General features: G+C 73.4%; 22 protein-coding genes. 17 read left to right on the forward strand and 5 right to left on the reverse strand.

What is annotated here, in order from left to right; all coding sequences use genetic code 11:
- Window positions 1–9 precede the first annotated feature (9 nt).
- A complete protein-coding gene (locus tag ACFTZA_RS01410; RefSeq protein WP_378189943.1) occupies window positions 10–2,577 on the forward strand; it encodes an ATP-dependent Clp protease ATP-binding subunit in 2,568 nt (855 codons plus the stop codon).
- 113 nt (window positions 2,578–2,690) lie between these two features.
- Window positions 2,691–3,530 carry a putative protein N(5)-glutamine methyltransferase gene (locus tag ACFTZA_RS01415; protein WP_378189945.1) on the forward strand — a complete coding sequence of 280 codons (840 nt, stop codon included), beginning with the start codon at window positions 2,691–2,693 and terminating at the stop codon, window positions 3,528–3,530.
- 73 nt (window positions 3,531–3,603) lie between these two features.
- Here the strand turns inward: ACFTZA_RS01415 and ACFTZA_RS01420 are convergent, their stop codons facing one another.
- A complete protein-coding gene (locus tag ACFTZA_RS01420) occupies window positions 3,604–4,251 on the reverse strand; it encodes a uridine kinase (RefSeq protein ID WP_378189948.1) in 648 nt (215 codons plus the stop codon).
- A 60-nt stretch (window positions 4,252–4,311) separates the two neighbouring features.
- On the opposite strand from ACFTZA_RS01420, the gene ACFTZA_RS01425 reads away from it, so the two are divergent.
- A complete protein-coding gene (locus ACFTZA_RS01425; protein WP_378189950.1) occupies window positions 4,312–5,025 on the forward strand; it encodes an NUDIX hydrolase in 714 nt (237 codons plus the stop codon).
- Here the strand turns inward: ACFTZA_RS01425 and uxaC are convergent.
- From uxaC to ACFTZA_RS01445, 4 genes are all read right to left on the reverse strand, one after another.
- On the reverse strand, window positions 5,007–6,494 hold the full coding sequence (gene uxaC, locus ACFTZA_RS01430) for a glucuronate isomerase (protein WP_378190087.1): 1,488 nt from the start codon (window positions 6,492–6,494) through the stop codon (window positions 5,007–5,009). The genes ACFTZA_RS01425 and uxaC overlap by 19 nt on opposite strands.
- Window positions 6,495–6,688: 194 nt before the next feature.
- A complete protein-coding gene (locus ACFTZA_RS01435; RefSeq protein ID WP_378189952.1) occupies window positions 6,689–10,051 on the reverse strand; it encodes a family 16 glycoside hydrolase in 3,363 nt (1,120 codons plus the stop codon).
- Between the two features lie 171 nt (window positions 10,052–10,222).
- Window positions 10,223–10,540 (reverse strand): TfoX/Sxy family protein, encoded by a 318-nt coding sequence (locus ACFTZA_RS01440; RefSeq protein ID WP_378189954.1) that lies wholly within the window; start codon window positions 10,538–10,540, stop codon window positions 10,223–10,225.
- Between the two features lie 50 nt (window positions 10,541–10,590).
- A complete protein-coding gene (locus ACFTZA_RS01445; protein ID WP_378189956.1) occupies window positions 10,591–11,613 on the reverse strand; it encodes a LacI family DNA-binding transcriptional regulator in 1,023 nt (340 codons plus the stop codon).
- A gap of 151 nt (window positions 11,614–11,764) precedes the next feature.
- Here ACFTZA_RS01445 and ACFTZA_RS01450 point away from each other — a divergent pair, with 151 nt between their 5' ends.
- The 14 genes from ACFTZA_RS01450 to ACFTZA_RS01515 all read left to right on the forward strand — a co-directional run bounded on the left by ACFTZA_RS01450 (window position 11,765) and on the right by ACFTZA_RS01515 (window position 24,326).
- Complete coding sequence (locus ACFTZA_RS01450) at window positions 11,765–12,397, forward strand: hypothetical protein (RefSeq protein ID WP_378189958.1); 633 nt, start codon at window positions 11,765–11,767, stop codon at window positions 12,395–12,397.
- Between the two features lie 360 nt (window positions 12,398–12,757).
- The gene (locus tag ACFTZA_RS01455; protein WP_378189960.1) at window positions 12,758–13,588 is read left to right on the forward strand and encodes a sugar phosphate isomerase/epimerase family protein; all 831 of its coding nucleotides are present in this window, start codon (window positions 12,758–12,760) and stop codon (window positions 13,586–13,588) included.
- Between the two features lie 40 nt (window positions 13,589–13,628).
- Window positions 13,629–14,522: an ABC transporter permease gene (locus ACFTZA_RS01460; RefSeq protein ID WP_378189962.1), complete on the forward strand. Its 894-nt coding sequence runs from the start codon at window positions 13,629–13,631 to the stop codon at window positions 14,520–14,522.
- Between the two features lie 83 nt (window positions 14,523–14,605).
- Window positions 14,606–15,637: an ABC transporter substrate-binding protein gene (locus ACFTZA_RS01465; protein WP_378189964.1), complete on the forward strand. Its 1,032-nt coding sequence runs from the start codon at window positions 14,606–14,608 to the stop codon at window positions 15,635–15,637.
- Window positions 15,634–16,452 carry an ABC transporter ATP-binding protein gene (locus ACFTZA_RS01470; RefSeq protein ID WP_378189966.1) on the forward strand — a complete coding sequence of 273 codons (819 nt, stop codon included), beginning with the start codon at window positions 15,634–15,636 and terminating at the stop codon, window positions 16,450–16,452. Before ACFTZA_RS01465 ends, ACFTZA_RS01470 begins: the two co-directional genes overlap by 4 nt.
- Before the next feature lie 29 nt (window positions 16,453–16,481).
- The gene (locus ACFTZA_RS01475; protein WP_378189969.1) at window positions 16,482–17,528 is read left to right on the forward strand and encodes a Gfo/Idh/MocA family protein; all 1,047 of its coding nucleotides are present in this window, start codon (window positions 16,482–16,484) and stop codon (window positions 17,526–17,528) included.
- A gap of 147 nt (window positions 17,529–17,675) precedes the next feature.
- Window positions 17,676–18,803, forward strand: coding sequence for a LacI family DNA-binding transcriptional regulator (locus tag ACFTZA_RS01480; RefSeq protein ID WP_378189972.1), 1,128 nt, complete (start codon window positions 17,676–17,678; stop codon window positions 18,801–18,803).
- Window positions 18,800–20,317, forward strand: coding sequence for a mannitol dehydrogenase family protein (locus ACFTZA_RS01485; protein ID WP_378189976.1), 1,518 nt, complete (start codon window positions 18,800–18,802; stop codon window positions 20,315–20,317). The genes ACFTZA_RS01480 and ACFTZA_RS01485 overlap by 4 nt, the downstream gene beginning before the upstream one ends.
- A 2-nt stretch (window positions 20,318–20,319) precedes the next feature.
- Window positions 20,320–21,438: a mannonate dehydratase gene (locus ACFTZA_RS01490; protein WP_378190089.1), complete on the forward strand. Its 1,119-nt coding sequence runs from the start codon at window positions 20,320–20,322 to the stop codon at window positions 21,436–21,438.
- Window positions 21,439–21,509: 71 nt separating this feature from the next.
- Window positions 21,510–21,926, forward strand: a complete 417-nt coding sequence (locus ACFTZA_RS01495) for a PPOX class F420-dependent oxidoreductase (protein WP_378189978.1) — start codon at window positions 21,510–21,512, stop codon at window positions 21,924–21,926.
- Window positions 21,866–22,591 carry a ThuA domain-containing protein gene (locus tag ACFTZA_RS01500; protein ID WP_378189981.1) on the forward strand — a complete coding sequence of 242 codons (726 nt, stop codon included), beginning with the start codon at window positions 21,866–21,868 and terminating at the stop codon, window positions 22,589–22,591. The genes ACFTZA_RS01495 and ACFTZA_RS01500 overlap by 61 nt, the downstream gene beginning before the upstream one ends.
- Before the next feature lie 53 nt (window positions 22,592–22,644).
- Window positions 22,645–23,145, forward strand: coding sequence for a DUF2975 domain-containing protein (locus ACFTZA_RS01505; RefSeq protein WP_378189984.1), 501 nt, complete (start codon window positions 22,645–22,647; stop codon window positions 23,143–23,145).
- Window positions 23,145–23,390 carry a helix-turn-helix domain-containing protein gene (locus ACFTZA_RS01510; protein WP_378189987.1) on the forward strand — a complete coding sequence of 82 codons (246 nt, stop codon included), beginning with the start codon at window positions 23,145–23,147 and terminating at the stop codon, window positions 23,388–23,390. Before ACFTZA_RS01505 ends, ACFTZA_RS01510 begins: the two co-directional genes overlap by 1 nt.
- A gap of 99 nt (window positions 23,391–23,489) precedes the next feature.
- Window positions 23,490–24,326, forward strand: coding sequence for an MBL fold metallo-hydrolase (locus tag ACFTZA_RS01515; RefSeq protein WP_378189989.1), 837 nt, complete (start codon window positions 23,490–23,492; stop codon window positions 24,324–24,326).
- Window positions 24,327–24,371: the final 45 nt, after the last annotated feature.

A 24,371-nucleotide genomic window follows, 5' to 3' on the forward strand; every position in this document is an offset into this window, starting at 1 on the left:
GAGCAGCACATGTTCGAGAGATTCACAGACCGAGCCCGTCGGGTCGTCGTCCTCGCCCAGGAAGAGGCGCGGATGCTCAACCACAACTACATCGGCACCGAGCACATCCTGCTCGGCCTCATCCACGAGGGCGAGGGTGTGGCGGCCAAGGCCCTGGAGTCCCTCGGGATCTCCCTGGACGGCGTCCGCACCCAGGTGACGGAGATCATCGGCGAGGGCCAGCAGGCCCCCAGCGGGCACATCCCGTTCACGCCGCGCGCCAAGAAGGTGCTGGAGCTGTCGCTGCGCGAGGCGCTGCAGCTCGGCCACAACTACATCGGCACCGAGCACATCCTGCTCGGCCTCATCCGTGAGGGCGAGGGCGTGGCCGCCCAGGTCCTGACGAAGATGGGCGCCGACCTCAACAAGGTCCGCCAGCAGGTCATCCAGCTGCTCTCGGGCTACCAGGGCAAGGAGCCCGTGTCGGCCGGCGGCCCCACCGAGGGTCAGCCGTCCGGTTCGGCGGTCCTCGACCAGTTCGGGCGCAACCTCACGCAGGCGGCCCGCGAGGGCAAGCTCGACCCGGTGATCGGGCGCAGCCTCGAGATCGAGCGCGTCATGCAGGTGCTCTCGCGCCGCACGAAGAACAACCCCGTCCTCATCGGCGAGCCCGGCGTCGGCAAGACGGCCGTCGTGGAGGGCCTCGCGCAGGACATCGTGCGCGGCGACGTGCCCGAGACGCTCAAGGACAAGCAGCTCTACACGCTGGACCTGGGCGCCCTCGTCGCGGGCTCGCGCTACCGCGGCGACTTCGAGGAGCGCCTGAAGAAGGTGCTCAAGGAGATCCGCACGCGCGGCGACATCATCCTGTTCATCGACGAGATCCACACGCTCGTCGGTGCCGGTGCCGCCGAGGGCGCGATCGACGCGGCGAGCATCCTCAAGCCGATGCTCGCGCGCGGCGAGCTGCAGACGATCGGCGCGACGACCCTCGACGAGTACCGCAAGCACGTCGAGAAGGACCCGGCCCTGGAGCGCCGCTTCCAGCCGATCCAGGTCGCCGAGCCGTCGCTCAACCACGCGATCGAGATCCTCAAGGGCCTGCGCGACCGCTACGAGGCGCACCACCGCGTGTCCATCACGGACTCCGCGCTGGTCTCCGCGGCCACGCTCGCCGACCGCTACATCAACGACCGCTTCCTGCCGGACAAGGCGATCGACCTCATCGACGAGGCGGGCGCGCGCCTGCGCATCCGCCGCATGACGGCCCCGCCGGAGCTCAAGGAGCTCGACGAGGAGATCGCCGAGGCGCGGCGCGAGAAGGAGTCCGCGATCGACGCGCAGGACTTCGAGAAGGCCGCGCGCCTGCGCGACACCGAGAAGCAGCTCGGTGCCAAGCGGGCCGACAAGGAGAAGGCCTGGAAGTCCGGCGACCTGGACACGGTCGCGGAGGTCGACGAGGAGCTGATCGCCGAGGTCCTCGCCATGGCGACGGGCATCCCGGTGTTCAAGCTCACCGAGGAGGAGTCCAGCCGTCTGCTCCACATGGAGGACGAGCTGCACAAGCGTGTCGTCGGCCAGGAGGCCGCGATCAAGGCGCTGTCGCAGGCCATCCGCCGTACGCGTGCGGGCCTCAAGGACCCGAAGCGCCCCGGTGGGTCGTTCATCTTCGCCGGCCCGACCGGCGTCGGGAAGACCGAGCTGGCCAAGGCGCTCGCCGAGTTCCTCTTCGGGGACGAGGACGCGCTCATCCAGCTCGACATGTCGGAGTTCTCGGAGAAGCACACGGTCTCGCGGCTGTTCGGCTCGCCCCCCGGCTACGTCGGGTACGACGAGGGCGGTCAGCTCACGGAGAAGGTGCGGCGCAAGCCGTTCTCGGTCGTGCTGTTCGACGAGGTCGAGAAGGCCCACGCGGACATCTTCAACTCGCTCCTGCAGATCCTCGAGGACGGTCGTCTGACCGACTCGCAGGGCCGGGTCGTGGACTTCAAGAACACCGTCATCATCATGACGACCAACCTCGGCACGCGGGACATCGCCAAGGGCGTCCAGACCGGCTTCAACGCCGGCGGCGACCTGGTGACGTCGTACGAGCGTATGAAGGCGAAGGTCAACGAGGAGCTCAAGCAGCACTTCCGCCCCGAGTTCCTCAACCGTGTCGACGACGTGGTGGTCTTCCCGCAGCTCTCGCAGGACGAGATCATCCAGATCGTCGACCTGATGATCGCGCGTCTCGACATCCGTCTGCGCGACAAGGACATGGGCATCGAGCTCACCCCGGCGGCGAAGGTCCTGCTGTCGGAGAAGGGCTACGACCCGGTTCTCGGCGCCCGTCCGCTGCGCCGCGCGATCCAGCGCGACATCGAGGACGCCCTGTCCGAGAAGATCCTGTTCGGCGAGCTCAAGGCCGGCGAGATCGTCCTGGTCGACGCCGAGGGCGAGGGCCTGCTCGGCGAGTTCACCTTCCGCGGGGTCCCCAAGGGCGACCACGACCGCGGCCCGGTGAGCGTCGGCGCGGCCGCCGCGCTCGACGCGCCGAGCGGTGTGTCGGTGCGCGACCTGCCCCCGACCGGCGAGCTGCAGGCCGGCGCTGAGTGAGGCGTCGGTGAACCGCTCCTGACGGCGGCCTGACACCACGACGGCCCCGGTCCTCCTGCGGAAGGGCCGGGGCCGTCGTCGTGCCGGGAGACCGGCGCCGCTACGGTGAGGCTGTGCCGACGCCTCCCTCGCCCGACCTCGTCGACCGCCTGCGAGCGGCCGGCTGCGTGTTCGCCGAGGAGGAGGCCGCGCTCCTCGAGGCGGAGGCGGCGGGGGACGTGGCGCGGCTGGACGCCCTCGTCCGGCGGCGGGTCGACGGCCAGCCGCTCGAGCACGTGCTCGGCTGGGCCGAGCTGCGCGGCGTGCGGGTCCGGGTCGACCCGGGCGTCTTCGTGCCACGGCAGCGCACCGGGCTGCTCGTCGAGGAGGCGACGCGGCTCGTCGGGCCCCGTGGGCCGGGCGCGGGAACGGGAGGCGACGGGCCGCTCGTCGTCGTGGACCTGTGCTGCGGCTCGGGCGCGCTGGGGCTGGTCCTCACGAGGGAGCAGCAGCCCGAGGGTCCGGTGGGCGGAGCCGCGCACGTCGAGCTGCACGCGGCGGACGTCGACCCGGCGGCGGTCGCCTGCGCGGCGCACAACGTCGCCGCCGTCGCGCACCACGGTGACCTGTTCGACGCGCTGCCGCCTGCGTTGCGCGGGCGCGTCGACGTGCTGCTCGCCAACGTCCCGTACGTGCCGACCGGCGCCATCGCCTCCCTGCCGCCCGAGGCGCGCGACCACGAGGCGCGCGTCGCGCTCGACGGCGGGTCCGACGGTCTCGACGTCCTGCGTCGTGTCGCGGCGGACGCGCGGACCTGGCTCGCCCCCGGCGGGCACCTGCTCACCGAGGTGAGCGAGGGCCAGTGCGCGGCGGTCGTCGACGTGCTGCACGCCGCGGGGCTCGCCGTCCGCGTGGTGCGCGACGACGAGATCGGCGCGACCGGCGTGGTCGCGACGCGTCCGGCCGAGAAGTGAGTATCAGCCCGTGATCGGCAGGATCCAGGGGCCGATACGCACTTCTCGGCGCGCGGTGGTCCGGCGAGGTCCGTCAGCGCAGCAGTGCGCGGATCTCCTTCTCCGCCCGCTCGGGCGACAGCGCACGGCAGCCGAGCGAGACCCAGTGGCGCACGAGGCGCGGCTCTTCGCGCAGCAGCGCCCAGCCGCGGCGCACGAGGGTGAGCGGCGGCTTGCGCATCTCGGCGAGGTCGCGCAGCAGGCGGAACCAGAACGTGACGATGCGCGGACGGCGCAGGCAGATCGCGTCGGCGAGCACGTCGTGCTCGCGGCAAGCCGCGACGATCTCGGCGGCGAAGATGCCCTCGGCGAGCACGACGCGGGAGCCCGTCACGTCCACGTGGGTGGTCCCGGTGCGGCGCGACGTCGGGATGTCGTACACCGGGACGTCGGTGTGCCCGGTACGGGCGAGCTCGACGAGCGCGGCGACGGCGCCGGCCGCGTCCCAGCTGCGCGGGTCGTCCCAGTCCACGATGCCGAAGCGTTGCGGCAGGCCCGGGTGGTCGTGGTCGAGGTAGAAGTCGTCGAGCTCGACGACCGGCAGGCCGAGGCGGCGCGTGAGCGACGTCTTGCCCGAACCCGACGCCCCGGTGAGGAGCACCACGCGCGTCGGCACCTCGCGCGATCCGGGCGGGAGGTCGAACAGCGCCTGCTCGTCGGGCGTGGGGGAGGGGTCGCTCACGGGACACCATTGTCGCAGCGAGCCGGCGGCACGCGTGCCGGCCCGACGTAGGCTGCCGCGGTGACCTACGCGCTCCTCGCCGCCGACGCTCTCGACCGCCTCGCGCGCTGGCGCCCGGCCGACCCGGCGCAGGCCGCGCTCGCCGTGGACTACGCCGCGTTCCTGCGGGACGGTCCCGACATCGACAGCACCGACGCCGACGCCGACGCCGAGGCCGACGACGGGGCGGCTCCTGCCCGTGCCGGCGCGGTGGCGCGCGACGCAGGCCCCGAGCACCTCACGGGGAGCTGCTTCGTGCTGTCGCCGGAGCTCGACCGGGTGCTGCTGTGCTACCACCGCAAGGGCCGTTTCTGGGTGCAGGTGGGCGGGCACCTCGAGCCGGGCGACACCACGCTGCCCGGTGCGGCGCTGCGCGAGGCGCGCGAGGAGAGCGGCATCGCCGACCTGCGGCCGTTCGAGCCGGAGGCGTGGGCCCTTCCCGTCGACGTCCACCGGCACGAGCTCGCCGCGGCGTTCGGCCGGTGCCGCGCCCACCGCGACGTCGGCTTCGTGGCGTTCGCCGACCCGTCGGCACCGACCGCGGTGAGCGACGAGAGCGAGGACGTCGCCTGGTTCCCCGTGCACGACCTGCCGCCGGGCACGCCGCCCGACTTCCCGCAGCGCCTGGCGACCGTCCTCGCGGAGGTGCGGCACCGCCGTCGGGCCGCGGACGACGGCCGGGCCACGCGGACCGCCGCGGGCCCGGCGGCCGGGGCTCACCCGAGCGGCGGGTAGGACGCTCTCGGCAGGTGGTAGGCGAGGTCGACGGCCGTCTCCGCCGCCTCGTCGAGGTCGAGCCGGTGCTCGGCGACGAGACGGGCGAGGTGCCCGGCGTCGATCCGCCGAGCCAAGTCGTGGCGCGCCGGGATCGAGCAGAACGCGCGCGTGTCGTCGACGAACCCGCTCGTGTTGTAGAAGCCGGCGGTGTCCGTCACGGCCTCACGGAAGCGCCGCATGCCGTCGGGCGTGTCGAGGAACCACCACGGGGCGCCCAGGCGCAGGGCCGGGTAGACGCCGGCGAGCGGCGCGAGCTCGCGGGAGAACGAGGTCTCGTCGACGGTGAACGCGATCATCCGGAACCGCGGGTGGTGCCCGAAGGCCTCGAGCACCGGGCGCAGCGACCGGACGTAGTCCGTCCGCCCCGGGATGTCGTAGCCCTTGTCGGGCCCGTAGGCGCGCAGGATCCCGTCGCAGTGGTCGCGCAGCACGCCCGGGTGGAGCTGCATGACGAGGCCGTCGTCGGCCGACATGGCGGCCATCTGGAACAGCATGTGCGCGGAAAACGCGCGCGCCTCGTCCGCGGTGACCTCGCCGCGCAGCGCGGCGTCGAGGATGCGAGCGGCGTCGGCGTCGTCGAGCGGCGTCGTGTCCGCGGACAGGTGCCCGTGGTCGGTCGCGCGGGCGCCCGCGGCGACGAACGCGGCGCGGCGCCGGCGCAGCGCGTCGAGGTAGCTGCGGTAGTCGACGACGTCGACGCCCGCCGCGACCCCCAGCGCGGCGACCTGGTCGGCCCAGTCCTCCCGGTCGACGTGCAGGAGCGGGTCGGGGCGGAAGGTCGGGACGACGCGCGCACCCCAGCCGTCGGCGGCGAGCCGTGCGTGGTCGGCGAGGGACGCCTGCGCCGGGTCGGTCGTCGCGAGGATCTCGAGGCCGAACCGGTCGAACAGCGCCCGGGGGCGGAACTCGGGGCGGGCGAGGCGGTCGACCAGGTGGTCGTACAGCGCGTCCGCGGTCTCGGTCGAGGGCGGCACGGGCGCGTCGAACACCTCGACGAGCGCGTGCTCGAGCCAGTTGCGGGTCGGCGTGCCGCGGTACAGGCGCCACCCGGCGCAGAACCGGCGCCAGATCTCGCGCGGGTCGGTCTCGGCCGGGGCGGTCCCGGCCGGCGCGCCGGGCAGGGGAGCGACCCCCAGGCTGTGGACCCCGCGGACGCCGGGGGCGCCGTGCGGCGACGTGCTCTGCGCGACGAGCATGCGCACGAGGTAGTGGTCGGGCGTGACGAACAGCTCCGCGGGGTCCCCGAACGGCGCGTCGTCGGCGAGGAGCCCGGCGTCGACGTGACCGTGCATGGACACGATCGGCAGGCCGCGCGTCGCGGCGTAGATCTCGCGCGCGAGCGGGCGCAGCTCGCGGTCGGCGGGCAGCGCGCGGTCCGGGTGCAGGGACCACGTCCCGGTGGTCGCTGCCTGGTCACGGTGAGCCATGGTGGTCACGAGTCCTCCTCGCGCGTCGTTGCGAACGTTTGCATAGTAGTTCATCCGACCGGCTCATAGCGCTCACGTGCAGTATGCAACCGTTCGCAGCCAGCGGTCCCGGCGGGTGGTCGCCGCCGGGGACGAGCCCGGGCCCGCCGTTCGCGCCGGAGGGCGTCGAGGGGCGGACCCGGGCTCGCGCGGCGTCAGCCGCAGGTGGGCGCGTCGTGCTCCGGTGCGGCCACCGTCTCGCGCACGTCCCCGGTGTCGGACGGCCGGGCCGTGACGGTCACGGCGTCGGCCACCGGGTCGGCGTCGCGCACCGCGAACGCGTGGTACGCGCTGCTGCCGGCCGCGACCGCGTCGAACGACCGCGTCCCGTACGGGGTCTCGACGTCGACGTCCACGTCGACCGCGTCGTCGTTGGCGACGCGCACGGCCAGGTAGGGCTTGCCCGCGAGGCACCGGACCTGCGCGGTCGTGTCGACGGCGACCTCGGCGGGGGTCTCCTCGACGTCCGACAGACGCTCGATCCAGATGTTGCGGAACCGCGGGTTCGGGCCGGGGTCGCCGTGGTCCTGGAGCCGGATGTGCCCGGCCGTCGGGCCCTCGTTCTTCCCGTTGCCGGTCTTGCCCTCGATCGCGACGTCGTCGTGGACCACCTGGCCGTTCCAGACCAGCGTGAGCCGTGCGTCCTCGGTCTTCGTGCCGGACGCGTCGAAGCGCGCGGCCCGGAACTCGATGTCGTACGTCTGCCACGTGCCCATCGGGGTCGCGGCGTTCACGTCGGGCGCCTTGCGCTGGTAGATCGCGCCCGCCGTGTTGTCCGCGGGCTCCAGGCCGAACGACTCGAGCACCTGCACCTCGTAGCGCTCCTGGATGTAGACGCCGCTGTTGCCGCGCGCCTGGCCCGTCTGCGACGGGTCGAGCTCCGGCTGGTACCACTCGACGTGCATCCGGAAGTCGTCGTACTTCTCCTTCGTGCGGATGTCCCCGCCGAACGACTCCATCGACCCGTCCTCGACCGGCCACGTCGCGGGACCGCCCGCGACGGCCTCCCACGCGTCGAGGTCGCCGCCGTCGAAGAGGACGTCGCGCCCGGACGGCGTCACGGTCATGTTGTCCAGGTTCACGTGACCGATGTCGTCGTCGTCGTGCTGGATCGTGATCGTGTTCGCCCCCTCGCGCAGCGGGACGGTCTCCACCTGGGTGGCCCACGTCGACCAGCTCACCGTGCTGTCGAACCAGACCTGCTTCAGCTTCTCGCCGTTGACGTAGAGGCTGAGGTTCCTCGGCAGCGGGCTCGGGTCGGCGTTCTGCCCGTTGGCGTAGCGGATCGCGAGGTCGTGCAGGCCGGCCTCCTCGGCGCGGACGGCGAACGTCGTGCGCGCGCCGGGCTCCCAGTTGCGGTCGACGAACCCGGAGCCGGTGTAGCCGGCGTGGTTGCTGTTCCACCCGGCGCCGCCGCCGATGTCGGCGGCCTCGGCCTCGTAGACCGGCGGCGCGACCGAGCCGTCCGGCAGGCGCGTGAGCGTGTACCAGGCCTCGGTGCTCCACAGCTCCTGGCCGCTCTCGGACGCGAACGGGCGCGGGGAGTGGACGTTCACCACGCGTCCGGGCTTCAGCCCGTCGATCGCGAGCGTGACGGTCGTGCGGTCCTCGCTCAGCGTCGCCGCCGTGACGTCGAGGTCCTCCTCGTCGACCTTCGGGCCGCCGTACTGCGGTGTCGCGACGTAGCGCCACTGGGCAGCCGTGTACTTCGACGCGAGGTCCTGCGCGGTCTCCTCGGAGAGCGGCTGGGTGTACTCGATCTCGAACCCGCCGTCGACGGCGCGCATCTCGAGCATGTCGAACGCGGTGCTCTCGTCGTACGTGAGCTTCTGAAGGCCGTAGGACAGCTTGCCCGCCTGGCCCCAGTTGCCGGACCAGCCGATGCCGCCGACGTAGATGGAGCCGTCCGGGCCGACGCTCGTGCGGCTCACGCCGGACTCGAGGCCCTGCGTCATGCGGAACACGGCGCCCTGCTCCTGGCCGGCGACGTCCTCGAGGTACGCGCGCTGGAGGCCGCCGTAGGTCACGTCGCCGATCGCCATCTGCCCGGCGAACACGCCCTCGGTCAGCACGACCGGGTTGCTCGGCGAGTTGGAGATCTCGTTGTGCGGCAGCCACAGCACCGGCTCGGTGACGGGCTGGTCGTCGTAGGGGCCGTCGGGGTTCGTGAAGTGGTTGTAGAACGCGCCTTCCTCGACGCGCACGAGCTTCGACGTCGGGATGCGCACGCCCTGGTTGTCGGCGACGTACAGTCCGCCGTCGGCGCCCCACCCGAGGCCGTTCGGCGTGCGCAGGCCGCCCGCGACGTACTCGACCTCGCCCGTGTCCTTCGAGATCTTCATGACCGAGCCGCGGTTCTCCGCGAGCTGCGGGTCCAGCGAGTTGCCGCCCGGGATCATGGCGATGCCGGTCGTGACGTAGAAGTAGCCGTCCTCGTACAGCAGCCCGAACGCGAACTCGTGGTAGTTGCCGCCGAACGGCCAGGTCGCGATCGTGTCGTACTCGTCAGTGACCTCGTCGCCGTCGGTGTCGACGAGCTTCGTGAGACCGTGCTTCTCCGACACGTACAGCGAGCCGTCGACGTACTTGATGCCCATCGGCTCCTGGAGGTTCTCGGCGACCTTGGTGTACGTCACCTCCTCCGCACCGGTCTCGCCGGTGACGTGGTCGATCAGGTACACCTCGCCGAGCTCGGTCAGGCGGTCCCCGCCCCACGTCGAGATCGCGAGCCGGCCGTCCGGCAGCCAGTCCATGCCGGTCACCTGCGGCTGGAAGCCCTCGGGGCGCAGGTCCGTCAGGGTGTAGTCCGGGTGCACCTCGGTCAGGGGCAGCCCGTCGCCGGGAGCCTCCGTCACACCCTCGCACTCCTTGCGGCCCGGCGCCGTGACGCGCGTGACGTCGGCGTCCGTGCTGAGCACGGAGTTCGGCACCACGGCGAAGTCCGTGGCGCCCGGCGGTCGCCACTCGAGCTTGAGGCGCTGGTCGAAGTCGCCGTCGAAGTGGTCGATGTGCAGCGCGCGGTAGCCCGGTTCGAGGTCGACCGACCCTTCCTTGGGCGTCGCGCCGTGCCGACCGGGGTGGTCGACCACGAGCTCGTCGTCGAGCAGCAGACGGGCGCCGTCGTCGTTCGTGATCCGGAAGTCGTACGTGCCGGCCTCCGGCACGTTCAGATACCCCGTGACCTCGGTGACGAAGCGGTTGGCGATGCCGAAGTCCGCGTCCGTGGTCCAGTCGATCGTCGGCATGATCTTGTCGACGTTCGGGGTCTGCCCCGGCTTGAGCGTGCAGTAGTCGTCGAGCACCACCTGCACGTCGAAGACGCGCAGCGTCACGCCGGGCTCCTGCGGCCGGATGTCGTCCTGCGTGACGTCGGCCTGCGCGGTCGTGGCGACCGGGAGCAGCACGGTGAGGGGGAGCGCGAGCGCGGCCGCCGCGGCGACCGTCCGTCTCCGTCGGGTCGGGGTGCCGCCACCGCGTCCGCGGTCGCGTGCGGGATGGGAAGTCGAGCGGGGTTCCATGAGCCTGCCTCTCCGTCGAGGGCCTCGTGTGGTCCGAGCCTGCGCACGACAGCGCGGGCCCTCGCCACTATGGGTGGCTCCGAGGACGGGGACAACGAGTTGCCACCAGTTGCCCCGGTCCTCACCGACGGCCGACGTCGGACGGGTTCCGCCCCGGTGCCGGCCGCGCGCTCAGTCCTTCGGAGGCAGTGCGCGCACCTGTGCGACGGCGTGGGCGACCAGCTCGGGCAGGTCCTCGGTGTCGGCGTCGACGTCGAAGGACCGCCAGCCGCGCATCGGGCGGCCGGGCATGGCGTCGCGGGCACGCGGGTCGCCGGTGAGCCGTTCCGCGTCGGGGTCGACACGCACGAGGAGCCCGTCGTCGCCCACGGCGACCGTCATGTGACCGGCCACGAGGAACGCGAGGCCGCCGAACATCGACCTCTCCCGGGGCGCCTCGCTCGCGAGGAGCGCGCGCACCCGCTCGGCGAGCGCGAGGTCCACAGCCATGGGCGCAGCCTACGGCGCGCCACCGCGCGGCGGGAGGGGCCGGTGGGCTGTCAGGATGACGCGCTGCTGCCGACCGGCGCGGTCGACCCGCGCTCCACGAGCTTGGCGGGCAGCAGTGCCGGCGCCGACGACGCGGGGGACGGCGAGCGCAGCTGGCCGAGGAGCCGCTGGACGGCGAACGCGCCGAAGTGCCGCAGCGGGGCGGCGACCGTGGTGAGCGGAGGGGTGCAGAAGTCCGACCCGAAGATGTTGTCGAACCCGACCACGCTCATGTCCCGGGGCACGTCGACGCCGAGGCGCGTCAGGCCGCGCATCGCGCCGATCGCGACGAGGTCGTTGTACGTGATCGTGGCCGTCGCGGGGTGCTTGACGAGGGTCTTGGCCGCCGACAGCCCGCCGGCGAGCGTCGGCGCGAACGGGCCGACGCGGCGCGAGCGGAGCCCGTGCTCGTGCGTCGCCTCCCGGAACGCGCGCCAGCGCATCCCGTCGGCCCACGAGGCCTCCGGGCCGGCGACGTACGCGAGGCTCGTGTGCCCGAGCCCGGCCAGGTGCTCGACGGCGCGCCGCATCCCCTCGGCGTTGTCGGTCACGACGCTCGGGACGTCGGTCATCACGCGGTTCATCACGACGATCGGGCGCTGCTTGGCGACGACCCGGATGGACGAGTCGGAGAGCCGCGACGTCGCGAGCACGAGGCCCTCCACGAGGGGGAGCGTCCGGGCCAGCGCCTGGCGCTCCGCCTCGTCCGACTCCTGGGCATCCACCACCAGCAGCGTGTACCCGGAGTCGCTCGCGGTCTTCTCCGCGCCCCGGATGATCTCGAAGAAGAAGGGGTTCGTCACGTCGGCGACGAGGATCGCGAGCAGCGCGGTCCGGCCGGTGGGCAGCCCGCGCGCGAGCGGGTTCGTCCGGTACCCGATCTCGTGCGCGATCTGGCGGATGCGCTCCGCGGTCTCCGAGTTGACGCGCCCGGGCCGGGAGAAGGCCCGTGAGACGGTGGACGGCGCGACGCCCGCCGCCCGTGCGACGTCGTAGATCGTCGGGGTGGGCCCTGGGGGGACAGCGTTGTCCATGGGCCGCGACTGTAGCCGCGTGCGGCCGGCACCGACAACCGGTTGTCGTCCGCCTCGTGCTGCGGAGGCCCGCGGGGCGGCCCGCGGGCGCGGCAAGTGGTGGCAACTCCTTGACCGGCTCGCCACCCGGGCCTCCAATGACGGGGTGATCATGCGCGCACGAGGTCGCACGGCGCCCCGCCCGGACGTCGGCACGCTCGCCGAGACGGTGTCGGCCGCGGTCGCCGGTGCCGGCACGGGGGGCCGGGTGGGCGTGTGCTGCTCGGACGACCCGGGCTCCGCCGTCCTCCTGGACCTGGCGGTCCGCGAGGTCGGCCGGGCACGCGTCGTCGCGCTCGTCTCCCTCGGCCCGGACGCCACCGCGGACCGGCGGTGCGCCGTCGCACAGGCGGCGCACGCGGCCGGCGTCGCGACCTTCGACCTGCGCGGCAGCGCCGTCGACGACGCGGTTCGGACCCTCGAGCTGTCGGCGGTCGTCGTGGCCGACGGGCCCGACGACGTCGCCGATCCCGTGGACGGCCTGCCCGGCCGCCTCGCGGAGCACGGCGCGACGACGGAGGACGCGGTCCAGGTCGAGGCCGCGGAGAGCGAGCTGCGGCGCCTCGGCCTCGACCTGCGGGTGCGTCACCACGGCGACCTGGCGCGGCTCGAGGCGCCACGGTCCGACCTCGTGAGCGTGGCGTCGGAGCCGCTGCGCGGGGAGGTGCTCCGCGCCGTCCGGTCCGCCGGTTTCCGCGCCGTCGCGCTCGACCTCGGCCGGCTCCCGGGGCCGTCCGAGGGCTGACGCCGCCGCGCCCCGCCCGGCGGCGTCGCCGGCGCTCCGCGGCAACGCGTGGCAACTCCGGCCGGCGCCCGCGGCGTGCGACGCGCAGCCGCGACACCGCGCTGCTCGGGCGCGGACCCGCCTCCGGAGCACCCCCGGGGCAACAAGTGGCAACTCGTTGTCCCTCTCCGCGCGGCCCGCCTAGTGTCCAACGCGACGCACCACCGCCCCGGGACGGACCGGGGCGACGACCGACCTCGACGGAGAGGCAGTCCGATGCAGCGAGCAGTCGCGGTACCCGGCAGGACGGCGTCGTCCGGCCCCGGCGCCCGCGACCTCGCGGACGGTCCTCCCGCCGACACCCACGAAAGGGGACGACCGGTGGTCTGGACGCTCTCCGGCTTCGCCGACGAGATCTCGCCCGACCTCGCGACCCAGTGCGAGGTCGCGGCCGGCCTCGGCCTGCGGTACGTCGAGGTCCGCAGCGCCTGGGAGATCAACGTCCTCGACCTCGACGACGACCAGCTCGGGCGGGCGGCGCGCCTGCTCGACCGGCACGGGCTGCGGGTCTCGAGCATCGGCTCGCCGATCGGCAAGATCTCCGTCGAGGACGACTTCGCACCGCACCTCGCGCGCATGCGCCACGCGGCGGACGTCGCACGGCGGCTCGGCGCGCCCTACGTCCGGATCTTCTCCTTCTGGGTGCCGGAGGGCGCGGCGCCCGAGGCGCACCGCGACGTCGTCCTGCGGCGCATGGCGGCGCTCGCGGACGTCGCCCGCTCCGCGGGCGTCGTGCTGCTCCACGAGAACGAGAAGGGCATCTACGGCGACACGCCGGGACGCTGCCTCGACCTCGTCGAGTCGGTGGGCTCGCCCCACCTGCGGCTCGCCTGGGACGCCGCGAACTTCGTCCAGGTCGGCGTGCGCCCCTTCACCGACGGCTACCGCCTGCTGCGCCCGCACCTCGAGTACGTCCAGATCAAGGACGCGACGGCGGCCACGGGCGAGGTGGTGCCCGCCGGTCGGGGCGACGGCGAGGTGGTCGAGACGGTCCGGGCGCTGCGCGCCGACGGGTTCGACGGCTTCTTCTCGCTGGAGCCGCACCTCGGCGCGGCGCACGCCTACGGCGGCTTCTCCGGCCCGGAGCTGTTCACCGAGGCCTGGGAGGCGTTCACCCGGATCCTCGACGCCGAGCAGGTGGCCTACGCATGACCTTCGCACCCGAGACGACGAGCACCACGGAGGACCCGCGATGACGACCACCCAGGGAGCGCGACCCGCTCCGCCGACCGTGCCGCGGACCGCGCCGGGCGCGTCGCCCGCCCCGGGCGGGGCCCGAGGCGGGACGACGGTCCCGGCCCGCCTGCTCGCCCTCGCGTCCGCGTCGTGGCGCCCGGCGCTCGTGCTCCTCCTGCTGTTCGGCGTGTGGTGGTTCGTCGCCTGGCGCGAGCTCGTCCCCGCCTACCTCGTCCCGGCTCCCGGCGCGGTGTGGGACACGATGGTCGCCGACTGGGCGCTCCTGCTGGAGCACACGTGGGTGACGACGATGGAGACGGTCATCGGCTTCGTGCTGGCCGCGGTGATCGGCGTCGCGACGGCCGTCCTGCTCGTCTACTCCAGGACCGCCGAGAAGGCCCTCTACCCGCTCATCCTCTTCGCCCAGGTCATCCCGAAGATCGCGATCGCGCCCATCCTCGTCGTCTGGTTCGGCTTCGGGCTCACGCCGAAGATCGTCCTCGCCGTGCTCATCGCGTTCTTCCCCGTCGTGGTCTCGGCCGTCGCGGGGCTGCGCTCGATCGACCCCGAGCTGCTCGAGCTCTCGGCCACCATGGGCGCCTCGCGCTGGAAGACGTTCCGCAAGATCCGGTTCCCCGGGTCGCTGCCGCAGCTGATGTCCGGCCTGAAGGTCGCGGTCACGCTCGCGGTCGTGGGTGCCGTCGTCGGCGAGTTCGTCGGTGCCGACCGCGGCCTCGGGTACGTGCTCCTGCTCGCGAGCGGGAACCTCGACGCCCCGCTGCTGTTCGCCGACCTCATCCTCATGTCCCTCATCGGCGTCGTGCTCTTCCTCCTGGTCGAGCTGCTCGAGCGCCTCCTCATCCCGTGGCACGCGTCGCGGCGCGGCAACGTCGCGCTCGCCGCGTCGTGAGCGGGCCACCGACGGACCCGCACGACCGTTCCTGCGTTCCCCCGCCGTCCGACGACGGACGGCACGAGAAGAAGGGCTCTCCCATGCGTGGTGGCAAGTTCGGAGCATCGCTGGTGGTGGCCGGCGTCGCGGTGGCCACGGTCTCGGCCTGCGGGCAGACCGGGACCGACGACGGCGCGGCACCCGGCGGTCAGGGCGACGACGCCCTGACCGAGGTGACCGTGACCCTCAACTGGGTCCCCTACGGCGAGCACGCGCCGTTCTACTACGGCGTCGAGCAGGGCATCTTCGAGGACGCGGGCATCGACCTGACGATCCAGCCGGGCAACGGCTCGGGCAACACCGTCCAGCAGGTGGCGCAGCGCAACACCGACTTCGGCTGGGCCGACACCCCTCCGCTCGCCAACGCGATCACGTCCGGGATGCCGGTGCGCAGCGTCGGCGTCTTCCTCCAGACCGGCCCGAGCTCGGTCGAGTTCTTCGACGACCAGGGGATCACCGAGCCGGCCGACCTCGTCGGCAAGACCGTCGGCGGGACGCCCGGCGACGCCATGTACGGGACGTTCCCGGCCTGGCTCGAGATCAACGGCGTCGACCCTGCCGACGTGACGGTCGTCAACGTCGACGCGGCAGGCAAGATCGCGGCGCTCATCGAGGGCAAGGTCGACGCGATCCAGGGCTTCTACCACGACCAGGCGCCGACCATCGAGAACCAGACGGGCGAGGAGGTCTCCGCCCTGCCATTCTCCGACTTCGGCATGAACCTGCTCGGCACGGGGCTGCTCGCGCACGAGGCCACGATCGCGGAGGACCCCGAGCTCGTGCAGGCGATGCTGCGTGCGACGTCGGAGTCGTTCCGCGCGGCCTCGGAGGACCCGGAAGCCGCGGTCGCCGCGATGGCGGCGGGCGCGGAGCAGGCCCCCGAGGAGAGCGTGCTCGCCGCGCAGCTCGAGGCGACGATCGGCCTCCTCGGCCTCGACGACGCCCCCGCCCCCGGCGTCAACACGGAGCAGCAGTGGACGGACACGCTGACGTTCCTGTCGGAGAACACGGACTTCGAGGGCGACGTCACCCCGGCCGAGTACTGGGACGGCACCTTCGGGGAAGACCTGTGACGGCCGCGACCGAGCACGCGGCGCCGTCGCGTGCGGTCGGCGCCGACGCGATCATCGAGGTCTCGCACCTGACGATGCGGTTCCGCTCCAAGCGCTCGGAGACGGTGGCGCTCGACGACGTCTCGCTCGCGGTGATGCCGGGCGAGTTCGTGACGATCGCGGGCCCGTCGGGATGCGGCAAGTCCACGCTGCTCAAGATCGTCGCGGGGCTCACCCTCGTCTCCGAGGGCGAGGTGCGGCTCTACGGCGAGCGCGTCACCCGGCCCCAGCGCGACATCGGGTTCGCGTTCCAGCGCTCGGCGCTGCTCGAGTGGCGCGGCGTGCGCAAGAACATCCTGCTCCAGGCCGAGATGCGCGGGATGGACCGGCGACGCGCCGAGGAGCGCGCCGACCGCCTCATCGAGCTCACCGGTCTCCGGGGGTTCGAGAAGGCGCTGCCGCACGAGCTGTCCGGCGGCATGCAGCAGCGCGTCGCGCTGTGCCGGGCGCTCCTGCACGAGCCGCGCGTGCTCCTCATGGACGAGCCCTTCGGCGCGCTGGACGCGCTGACGCGCGAGCAGATGAACATCGAGATGAACCGGATCTGGCGCGAGACCGGCACGACGATCGTTCTCGTGACGCACTCGGTGCCGGAGGCCGTGTTCCTCGGCAGCCGCATCGTGGTCATGAGCCCGCGTCCCGGCCGGATCGTCGAGGTGCTCGAGCCGGGACTGCCGGACCGGCGCGAGTACGGCACGACGCTCGCCGACCCGCGGTTCACGGCCGCCGCCGAGCGCCTGCGCGACCTGCTCGGCGCGAGCCACGTCGCCGAGTGACCGCCGACCCCTCAGCAGGAAGGACGACCATGAGCACGAACCGCCTCGGGGTGGGGATCGTCGGGATGGGCGGCATCGGCACGATGCACGCCCGGGCGCTGCGCGAGCTGGAGGGCCGCGTGCAGCTGGTCACCTACAGCAGCGCGCGTCCCGCGACCGACGACGAGCTCGCCGGCTGGCCCGCGGCGCACCTGGAGCCGGACGACGTGATCCGGCACCCGGACGTCGGCGTCGTCGCGATCTGCTCGCCGAGCGGGACGCACGCGGCCCTCGCGCTCGCGGCGCTCGAGGCCGGCCGGCACGTCGTCGTCGAGAAGCCCCTCGCGCTGGACGTCGCGGACGCGCTGCGCGTCGAGCGCGCCGCGCGCGAGCGGGGCCTCAGCGTGTCGACCATCTCGCAGCGGCGTTTCGAGGCCGAGCACGTCGCGCTCGCGACGGCGCTCGCGGACGGCGCCCTGGGGGACGTCCGGCTCGCGACGACGCACGTTCACTGGTTCCGCGACGACGACTACTACCGCGCGGCGGGATGGCGCTCCACGTCGGAGCAGGGCGGCGGGTCGCTCATGAACCAGGGCGTGCACAACGTCGACCTCCTCCGGTGGCTCTGCGGCCCGGTGGAGTCGGTGACGGCGCAGTCCGGGACGCTCGCGCACCCGATCGACACGGAGGACACGACGGTCGCGACGGTGCGGTTCGCCTCCGGCGCGCTCGGCGTCGTCACGACGACGACGGCGACGCCCCCGGGGTTCCCCGCGACGATCGCGGTGTACGGGTCGCGCGGCTCGGTCGAGCTGGGCCAGGGCGAGGTCCGCCGCTGGGACGTCCCCGGCGTCCCGGCGCCCGCCTCCGGTGCCATCGCGAGCGGGGCGGCGGACCCGCTCGCCATCGGGCACGCCGGTCACCTGGCCCAGTGGACGCGGATCGTCTCGGCGCTGGAGACGTCGTCGCCGGTGCCGGTCGGCATCGACGAGGCCGTGGAGACGGTCCGCCTCCTGTGCGCGATCCACGACGCCGCGGCGACGGGAGCCGTGGTCCGCCCGGCGGACCTCGGCGCCGTCCGTACGCCGGTGGCCTGAGCCGACGCGCCGGGGCGGGCGGTTCTGCCTTCCGGCATGAGAACGTTTGCCACGCGGCGCGCCAAACGCGTGCAGCGGCATTCTTTCGCGCGTCTACAATCGTTCGCATGCGCTCCGCCGGGGCGCCCCGGAACCGAGGAGGGGACCATGGTCACCGTGCGTGACGTCGCCCGCGAGAGCGGCGTGTCCATCTCCACCGTCTCCCGGGCGTTGTCGGAGCCGGAGCGCGTCGCACCGGAGACGCGCGACCGCGTCGTCGCCGCGGCGACACGGCTCGGCTACCGCCCGAACCGCGCGGCGAGCGGGCTGCGGGCCGGGCGGAAGCACGCCCTCGGGCTCGTCGTGCCGGACCTCGAGAACCCGTACTTCGCGTCGGTCACCAAGGGCGTCCAGGCGCGGGCGCGCCGGACCGGGTATGCGGTGTTCGTCGTCGACGCGGGGGAGGACCCCGCGCTCGAGACCGAGCTGGTCGAGGGCCTGCGCCCCCAGACCGACGGCCTCGTGCTGTGCTCGCCGCGCGCCGTCGAGGCCGACCTCGCGGCCGCGGGCGAGGCGCCCGTCGTCCTCGTGAACCTGCGCATCGACGGCGTCCCGGCCGTCTCGTCCGACGACGCGCACGGCGTCCTGCTCGCCGTCGAGCACCTCCGCGCGCTCGGTCACCGCCGCGTCGCCTACGTCGGCGGGCCCGACCGCTCGTGGTCCGACGCCCGCCGTCGTGCGGGGCTCGAGGCCGCCCGCGAGCGCTACCCGGACGTCGAGACGGTCGTCGTCGGTGCGTTCCGGCCGCGCGTGGAGGGCGGGCGCTCGGCGGCGGACCTCGTCGTCGCGTCCGGCGCGACGGCAGTGCTCGCGTACAACGACCTCGTCGCGCTCGGCCTCGTCGCACGCCTGCGCGAGCGCGGCGTCTCCGTGCCGCAGGACCTCAGCGTCGTCGGGTTCGACGACACGTTCGTCGCCACGCTCAGCGCGCCGCCCCTGACGACCGTCCGTACCGACCTCGCCGAGCTCGGCGCGCGCGCCGTCGACCGTCTCGTGGCCTCGCTCGAGGCGCGCCGTGCCGCCCGGACCGCCGCCGACGACGGCGGCCCCGACGTCGCCGGCGCCGACGCCGCCGCGGTGGCCGGCTCCGCGGACGTGCTCCCCGTCGAGCTCGTCGTGCGCGAGTCCACCACAGTACCGCCGTCAGCAGACGTCCCGCCGTCCGCCCAGCCCGGGTCCGCCGCGGCGCCGCGGGCGGACCGCCCCAGCACCACCGAACCGCAGGAGGCCGTGTGACCGCCCCCACCACCGACCCGACCGGCGCCGCGGGCGCACGCGACGCGCGCCTGCACCGCGACGCGCCCCCGCCGGGGCTCGCGGAGCCGGTCCGCCCGACGCAGGTGGGCATCGTCCACCTCGGCATCGGCGCGTTCCACCGCGCGCACCAGGCCGTCGTCACGGAGGACGCCGCGCTCGCCACGGGCGACTCGCGCTGGGGCATCCTCGGCGTGACGCAGCGGTCGGCGTCCGTGCGAGACCAGCTGCGCCCCCAGGGCGGCGCGTACACCGTCCTCACCGTCGGGCCTGACGGCGCGTCCCCGCGGCTCGTCGGGTCCGTGACCGACGTCGCGTGGCCCGCGGAGGAGACGCCACGCGTCCTCGACGCGCTCGCCGCGCCGACGACCCACGTCGTGACGCTCACCGTCACGGAGAAGGGCTACGCGCGCGGCGCGGACGGTCGCCTCGACCTCGACGCCGTGCGCTCTGACCTCGACGCCCTCGCCGCCGAGGAGCGCGAGGGCACGTCGCCCGCCGAGGGCGTCCCCGCGACGAGCGCCGTCGGTCTGCTCGTGCGCGGCCTCGCCGCGCGGCGCCGGGCCGGGGCAGCGCCGCTCACCGTGCTCAGCTGCGACAACCTGGCCGACAACGGCCGCGTCCTCGCCGCCCTCGTGACCGAGGCCGTCGACGAGGCCCTGCCGGGGGCCGAGGGTGACGCGCTGCGCACGTGGCTCGCCACGTCGGTGACGTTCCCGTCGAGCATGGTCGACCGGATCGTCCCCGCGACGACCCCCGCCCAGCGCGACGAGGTCGAGTCGCTGCTCGGCGCGCGCGACGAGGGCCTCGTCGTCGCCGAGCCGTTCCTCCAGTGGGTGGTCGAGGACCGGTTCGCCGGCCCGCGCCCCGCCTGGGAGCGCGGCGGCGCGACCTTCACCGACGACGTCGCGCCCTACGAGCGCGCCAAGCTGCGCCTGCTCAACGGCGCGCACTCCTACCTCGCCTACGCCGGCTCCCTCGCGGGGTACGCCACGCTCGCCGAGGCGGTCGCCGACCCGGCGCTCGCCGCCGGGGCGCGCGCGCTGCAGGCCGACGCGATCGCGACGCTCGACGCGCCCGACGGCGTCGACCTCGCCGCCTACGCCGAGCAGCTCCTCGAGCGCTTCGCCAACCCCGCGACCGGCCACACGACGCGCCAGGTCGCGATGGACGGCACGCAGAAGATCCCGGTCCGCTGGGGTGGCGTGCTCGCCGACAGGCTCGCAGCGGGCGTCGTGCCCGCGGGCGTCGTCGGGGCGCTCGCGGCCTGGGCGGCGTACGTCGTCGCCGAGACCCGCGCCGGGCGGACCGTGGACGACCCGCGCGCCGACGAGCTCCGTGCGCTCGTCACCGGGGCGGGCGACGCCGCCGCGGCCGTCGCCGCGCTCGTGCGCCTGCCGGGCCTCCTGCCCGGGCTCCCGGGCGGTGACGGCGACCTCGACCGGGTGGTCGACGACGTCGTCGGGGCCGTCTCGCAGGAGGTGAGCGCACCGTGAAGATGGGCTTCCGCTGGTACGGCGAGGGGAACGACACCGTCACGCTCGACCACGTGCGCCAGATCCCCGGCGTGGAGACGATCGTGTGGAGCCTGCACCACAAGCAGGCGGGCGAGGTCTGGGAGCAGGCCGAGATCGACGCCGAGGTCGCGAGGATCACGGGGCTGTCGGACGAGGCGCGGGCGCGCGGGATCACGCGCACGTTCGACGCCGAGGTCGTCGAGTCGGTCAACGTCCACGAGTCCATCAAGCTCGGCAAGACCGTGCTCGGGATGGGCCGCGACGAGGCGATCGACAACTACCGGACCACGATCCGGCGCCTCGGCCGGGCCGGCGTGAAGGTGATCTGCTACAACTTCATGCCCGTCTTCGACTGGCTGCGCACCGACCTGTGGCACCCGCTGCCCGACGGCTCGACCGCGCTGTTCTACGAGCAGGCCGTCGTCGACAGGATGTCGCCCGAGAGCCTCATCGCCGACATGGAGGCGAACACGCACGGGCTCACGCTCCCGGGCTGGGAGCCCGAGCGGCTCGCGAGCTTCAGCGAGCTCAACGCCGCGTACGAGGGTGTGACGCACGAGGACATGTACCGCAGCTACCGGTACTTCCTCGACGCGGTGATCCCGGTGTGCGAGGAGGTGGACGTCAAGATCGGCGTGCACCCCGACGACCCGCCCTTCGACGTCTTCGGCTGGCCGCGCGTCGTCTCGACGAAGGAGGACCTCGCGACGGTCCTCTCGCTCAACGACAGCCCGTACCACGGCCTCACGCTGTGCCTGGGCAGCTTCTCGGCGAACGCAGGCCAGGACGCTGTGGACGCCGTCCGCACCTTCGTGGACCGCATCCACTTCACGCACGTGCGCAACATCAAGCACCTCGGCGGCGGCGACTTCACCGAGGTCGGGCACCGCGCGTGCGAGGGCAGCGTCGACACGACCGGGATCATGAAGGCGTACGCCGAGGCGGGCTACGAGGGGTACGTGCGACCCGACCACGGGCGCCACCTGTGGGACGAGAACACGACGAACAAGCCCCGGCCGGGGTACGGGCTGTACGACCGCGCGCTCGGCATCCAGTACCTCCTCGGGGCGTGGGACGCCTTCCGCTACCGCGACGCGTGACGGTCCTCCTCTCGTGCCGGGCGCCCGGCTGACTACGGTCGTGTCACCAGCCCGTCACGAGAGGACCCGTCGTGCCCCGACCCCCGCTGCCCTCCGACGCCGTCGAGCTCCTGCGCCGACCGAACCCCGCCGTCATGGCGACCCTGCGGTCGGACGGGACGCCGGTCACCGCCGCCACCTGGTACGTGTGGGAGGACGACGGGCGCGTGCTCGTCAACCTCGACGCGACCCGGGTGCGCCTCGGCCACCTGCGCCGCGACCCGCGGGTGTCACTCACGGTGCTCGCCGAGGACTGGTACACGCACGTGACCGTCATCGGCCGCGTGGTCGAGCTGCGCGACGACGAAGGGCTCGCTGACATCAACCGCATCTCGACGCACTACACCGGCCGCCCGTACCCGAACCGGGAGGACCCGCGCGTCAGCGCGTGGATCGAGGTCGAGCGCTGGCACGGCTGGGGCGCCGCGAGCCACGAGGGCGCCTCCTGACGCGGCCGCGCGCCCTCGTCCTCACCGGCCGGGGCCGGTACGAGGACCCGTGGCACGACCACGCCGCGACGTCGCACGTCGTGGCGTCCCTGCTCGGCGAGCAGGGCGTGGATGCCCAGGTGCGCAGCGCGTTCCCGGACGCGTTCGGCGACCTGGAAGCCTTCGACCTGCTCGTCGTGAACGCGGGGCGCGGACGCAGCGACGCGGCGTTCGACGGCGACGACGCGGCATGGGCGCCCGCGCACGAGGCCGTGCGCGTCTTCGCGGCGGGCGGCGGCGCGCTGCTCGGCCTGCACCAGGCGGCGAACACGTTCGCCGACAGCCCGCACTGGGCCGGGATCCTGGGCGGCCGGTGGGTCCCGGGCACCTCGATGCACCCGCCGCAGGACGTCGCGACGTTCACGCCCGTCGGCGACCACCCGGTCGTCGCCGGGCTCGGCCCCGTGGTCGCCGACGACGAGCGGTACTGCCTGCTGGACGTCGCCCCCACCTCGACCGTGCTGCTCACCGCGCACCACGACGGGGTGGACCACCCGGTGGCCTGGGTGAGCGCCGGGGCGCGGGCCGTCTACGACGGGCTCGGCCACGGCGTCGAGTCCTACGCGTCGCCGTCCCGGCGCGAGCTGCTGCGCCGCGAGGTGGGCTGGCTGCTCGGTACCCGCTGAGGGAGCGTGGCGGCTCTATTGAATATCGAGCGATCGACATCGATAATCGCTGCATGAGTCGCACGGTCTCCACCATGCTCACCCTGCTGATCTTCAGCGGGATCGCCATCGCCCTGTTCGCCCAGGCCGTGATCCTGCCCGGGATCGCCGCCGACGAGGTCCGGCACTTTCCTCCGTACGAGCCCTACCGCGTCCCGCTCCTGGCCGCCGGGATCGCCTTCATCGCCTGTGCTCAGGTGTCGCTCGTGGCCCTCTGGCTGCTCGTGCGCCGTGCCCAGGCGGGCACCTTCTTCCGGCCGGGCACGCAGCGGTGGGTGCTCACGATCGGCGCGGCGGTCGGCGTCGCGACGCTGCTCACCGGCGGCTTCTTCCTGTACCTGACGTTCTTCGGGATCCCGACGCCCGACGACGAGGACATGGGGGAGCTGGGGCTGTGGATGGCGAGCGGCCTGGGATGCCTGGTCGGCGTCGCACTGCTCGGTGTCGTGTTCGTGACCCATCGGCTCGTCGCGCGAGCGACGGAAGCGCAGATCGAGCTGGACGGCGTGCTCTGATGGCGATCGTCGTCGACATCGATGTGCTCCTGGCGAAGCGGAAGATGTCGGTCGGCGACTTCGCCGACGCGATCGGCCTGAGTCCGGCCAACGTGTCGGTGCTGAAGAACGGCCGCGCGAAGGCGGTCCGGTTCTCGACCCTGAACGCGATCTGTCAGGTGCTCGACTGCCAGCCGGGAGACGTGCTGCGGTGGGTCGACGACGACACGGATCCGGGGCCGCGCCGTCCGGGGCGCGACGACTGACTCCCGTTGACCGGCACGTGCGAACGCTGCACCACCCGGCGATGAGTCGTGCCGCGCAGCGCCGTCAGACCACTGGGCGGACGACCGAGAGGAAGCACCATGCTGAAGCACGTCGCGCAGGGCGTACTGGTTCATCAGAGCGAGCTGCTCCAGAACAACACCGTCGTCATCGAGGGTCAGACCGGAGTCCTGCTCGTCGACCCGGGACAGACACGCTCCGAGATGGCGTGCCTCGCCGACGACCTGCGCCAGATCGGGCTACCGGTCGTGGCCGGCTTCTCGACACATCCCGACTGGGACCATGTGCTCTGGCACCCCGATCTCGGCGACGCCCCCCGGTACGGGACGGCCCGCTGCGTGGCCGTCCTGCGTGACGTGCGGTCGCAGCCGGACTGGAGGGACCGCGCCGCCGAGGGCCTGCCACCGGAGATCGCCGAGGAGACACCGCTGGACGGGTACGGCCTCATCACGGGCCTGCCTGCCGGAACCGCGCAGATCCCGTGGGACGGCCCGGACGTACGCATCGTCGAGCACCCCGCGCACGCGCCCGGTCATGCCGCCCTGCTCGTCGAAGAGCGTGGCGTCCTCGTCGCCGGCGACATGCTCTCCGACCTCTTCGTCCCCATGCTCGACGACTTCGAGAAGACCGCCGACCCGATCGAGGAGTACCTCGTGGGGCTCCGCGTGCTCGACGACGTGGCGGACGACGTCGCCGTCCTCGTTCCTGGCCACGGGTCCGTCTGCGGAGCTGATCAGGTCCGCGCACGGATCGACCAGGACCGGGCGTACCTGCATGCCTTGCGAGACGGAACCGCTCTCGACGACCCGCGGATCGGTCCATCGGCGAAGCCCGGCTGGGAATGGGTGAACGACATCCACGAGGGGCAGGCCCAGAGCGTCGCGCGACGACGAGAGCGTGCCGACCAGCCGAGCTAGTAGTCCGGCCCCGGCAAGGACCAGGGGCGCCCTGCTACGAGGACT

The organism is Cellulosimicrobium sp. NPDC057127, assembly GCF_042670945.1.
Taxonomy (GTDB): Bacteria; Actinomycetota; Actinomycetes; order Actinomycetales; family Cellulomonadaceae; genus Cellulosimicrobium.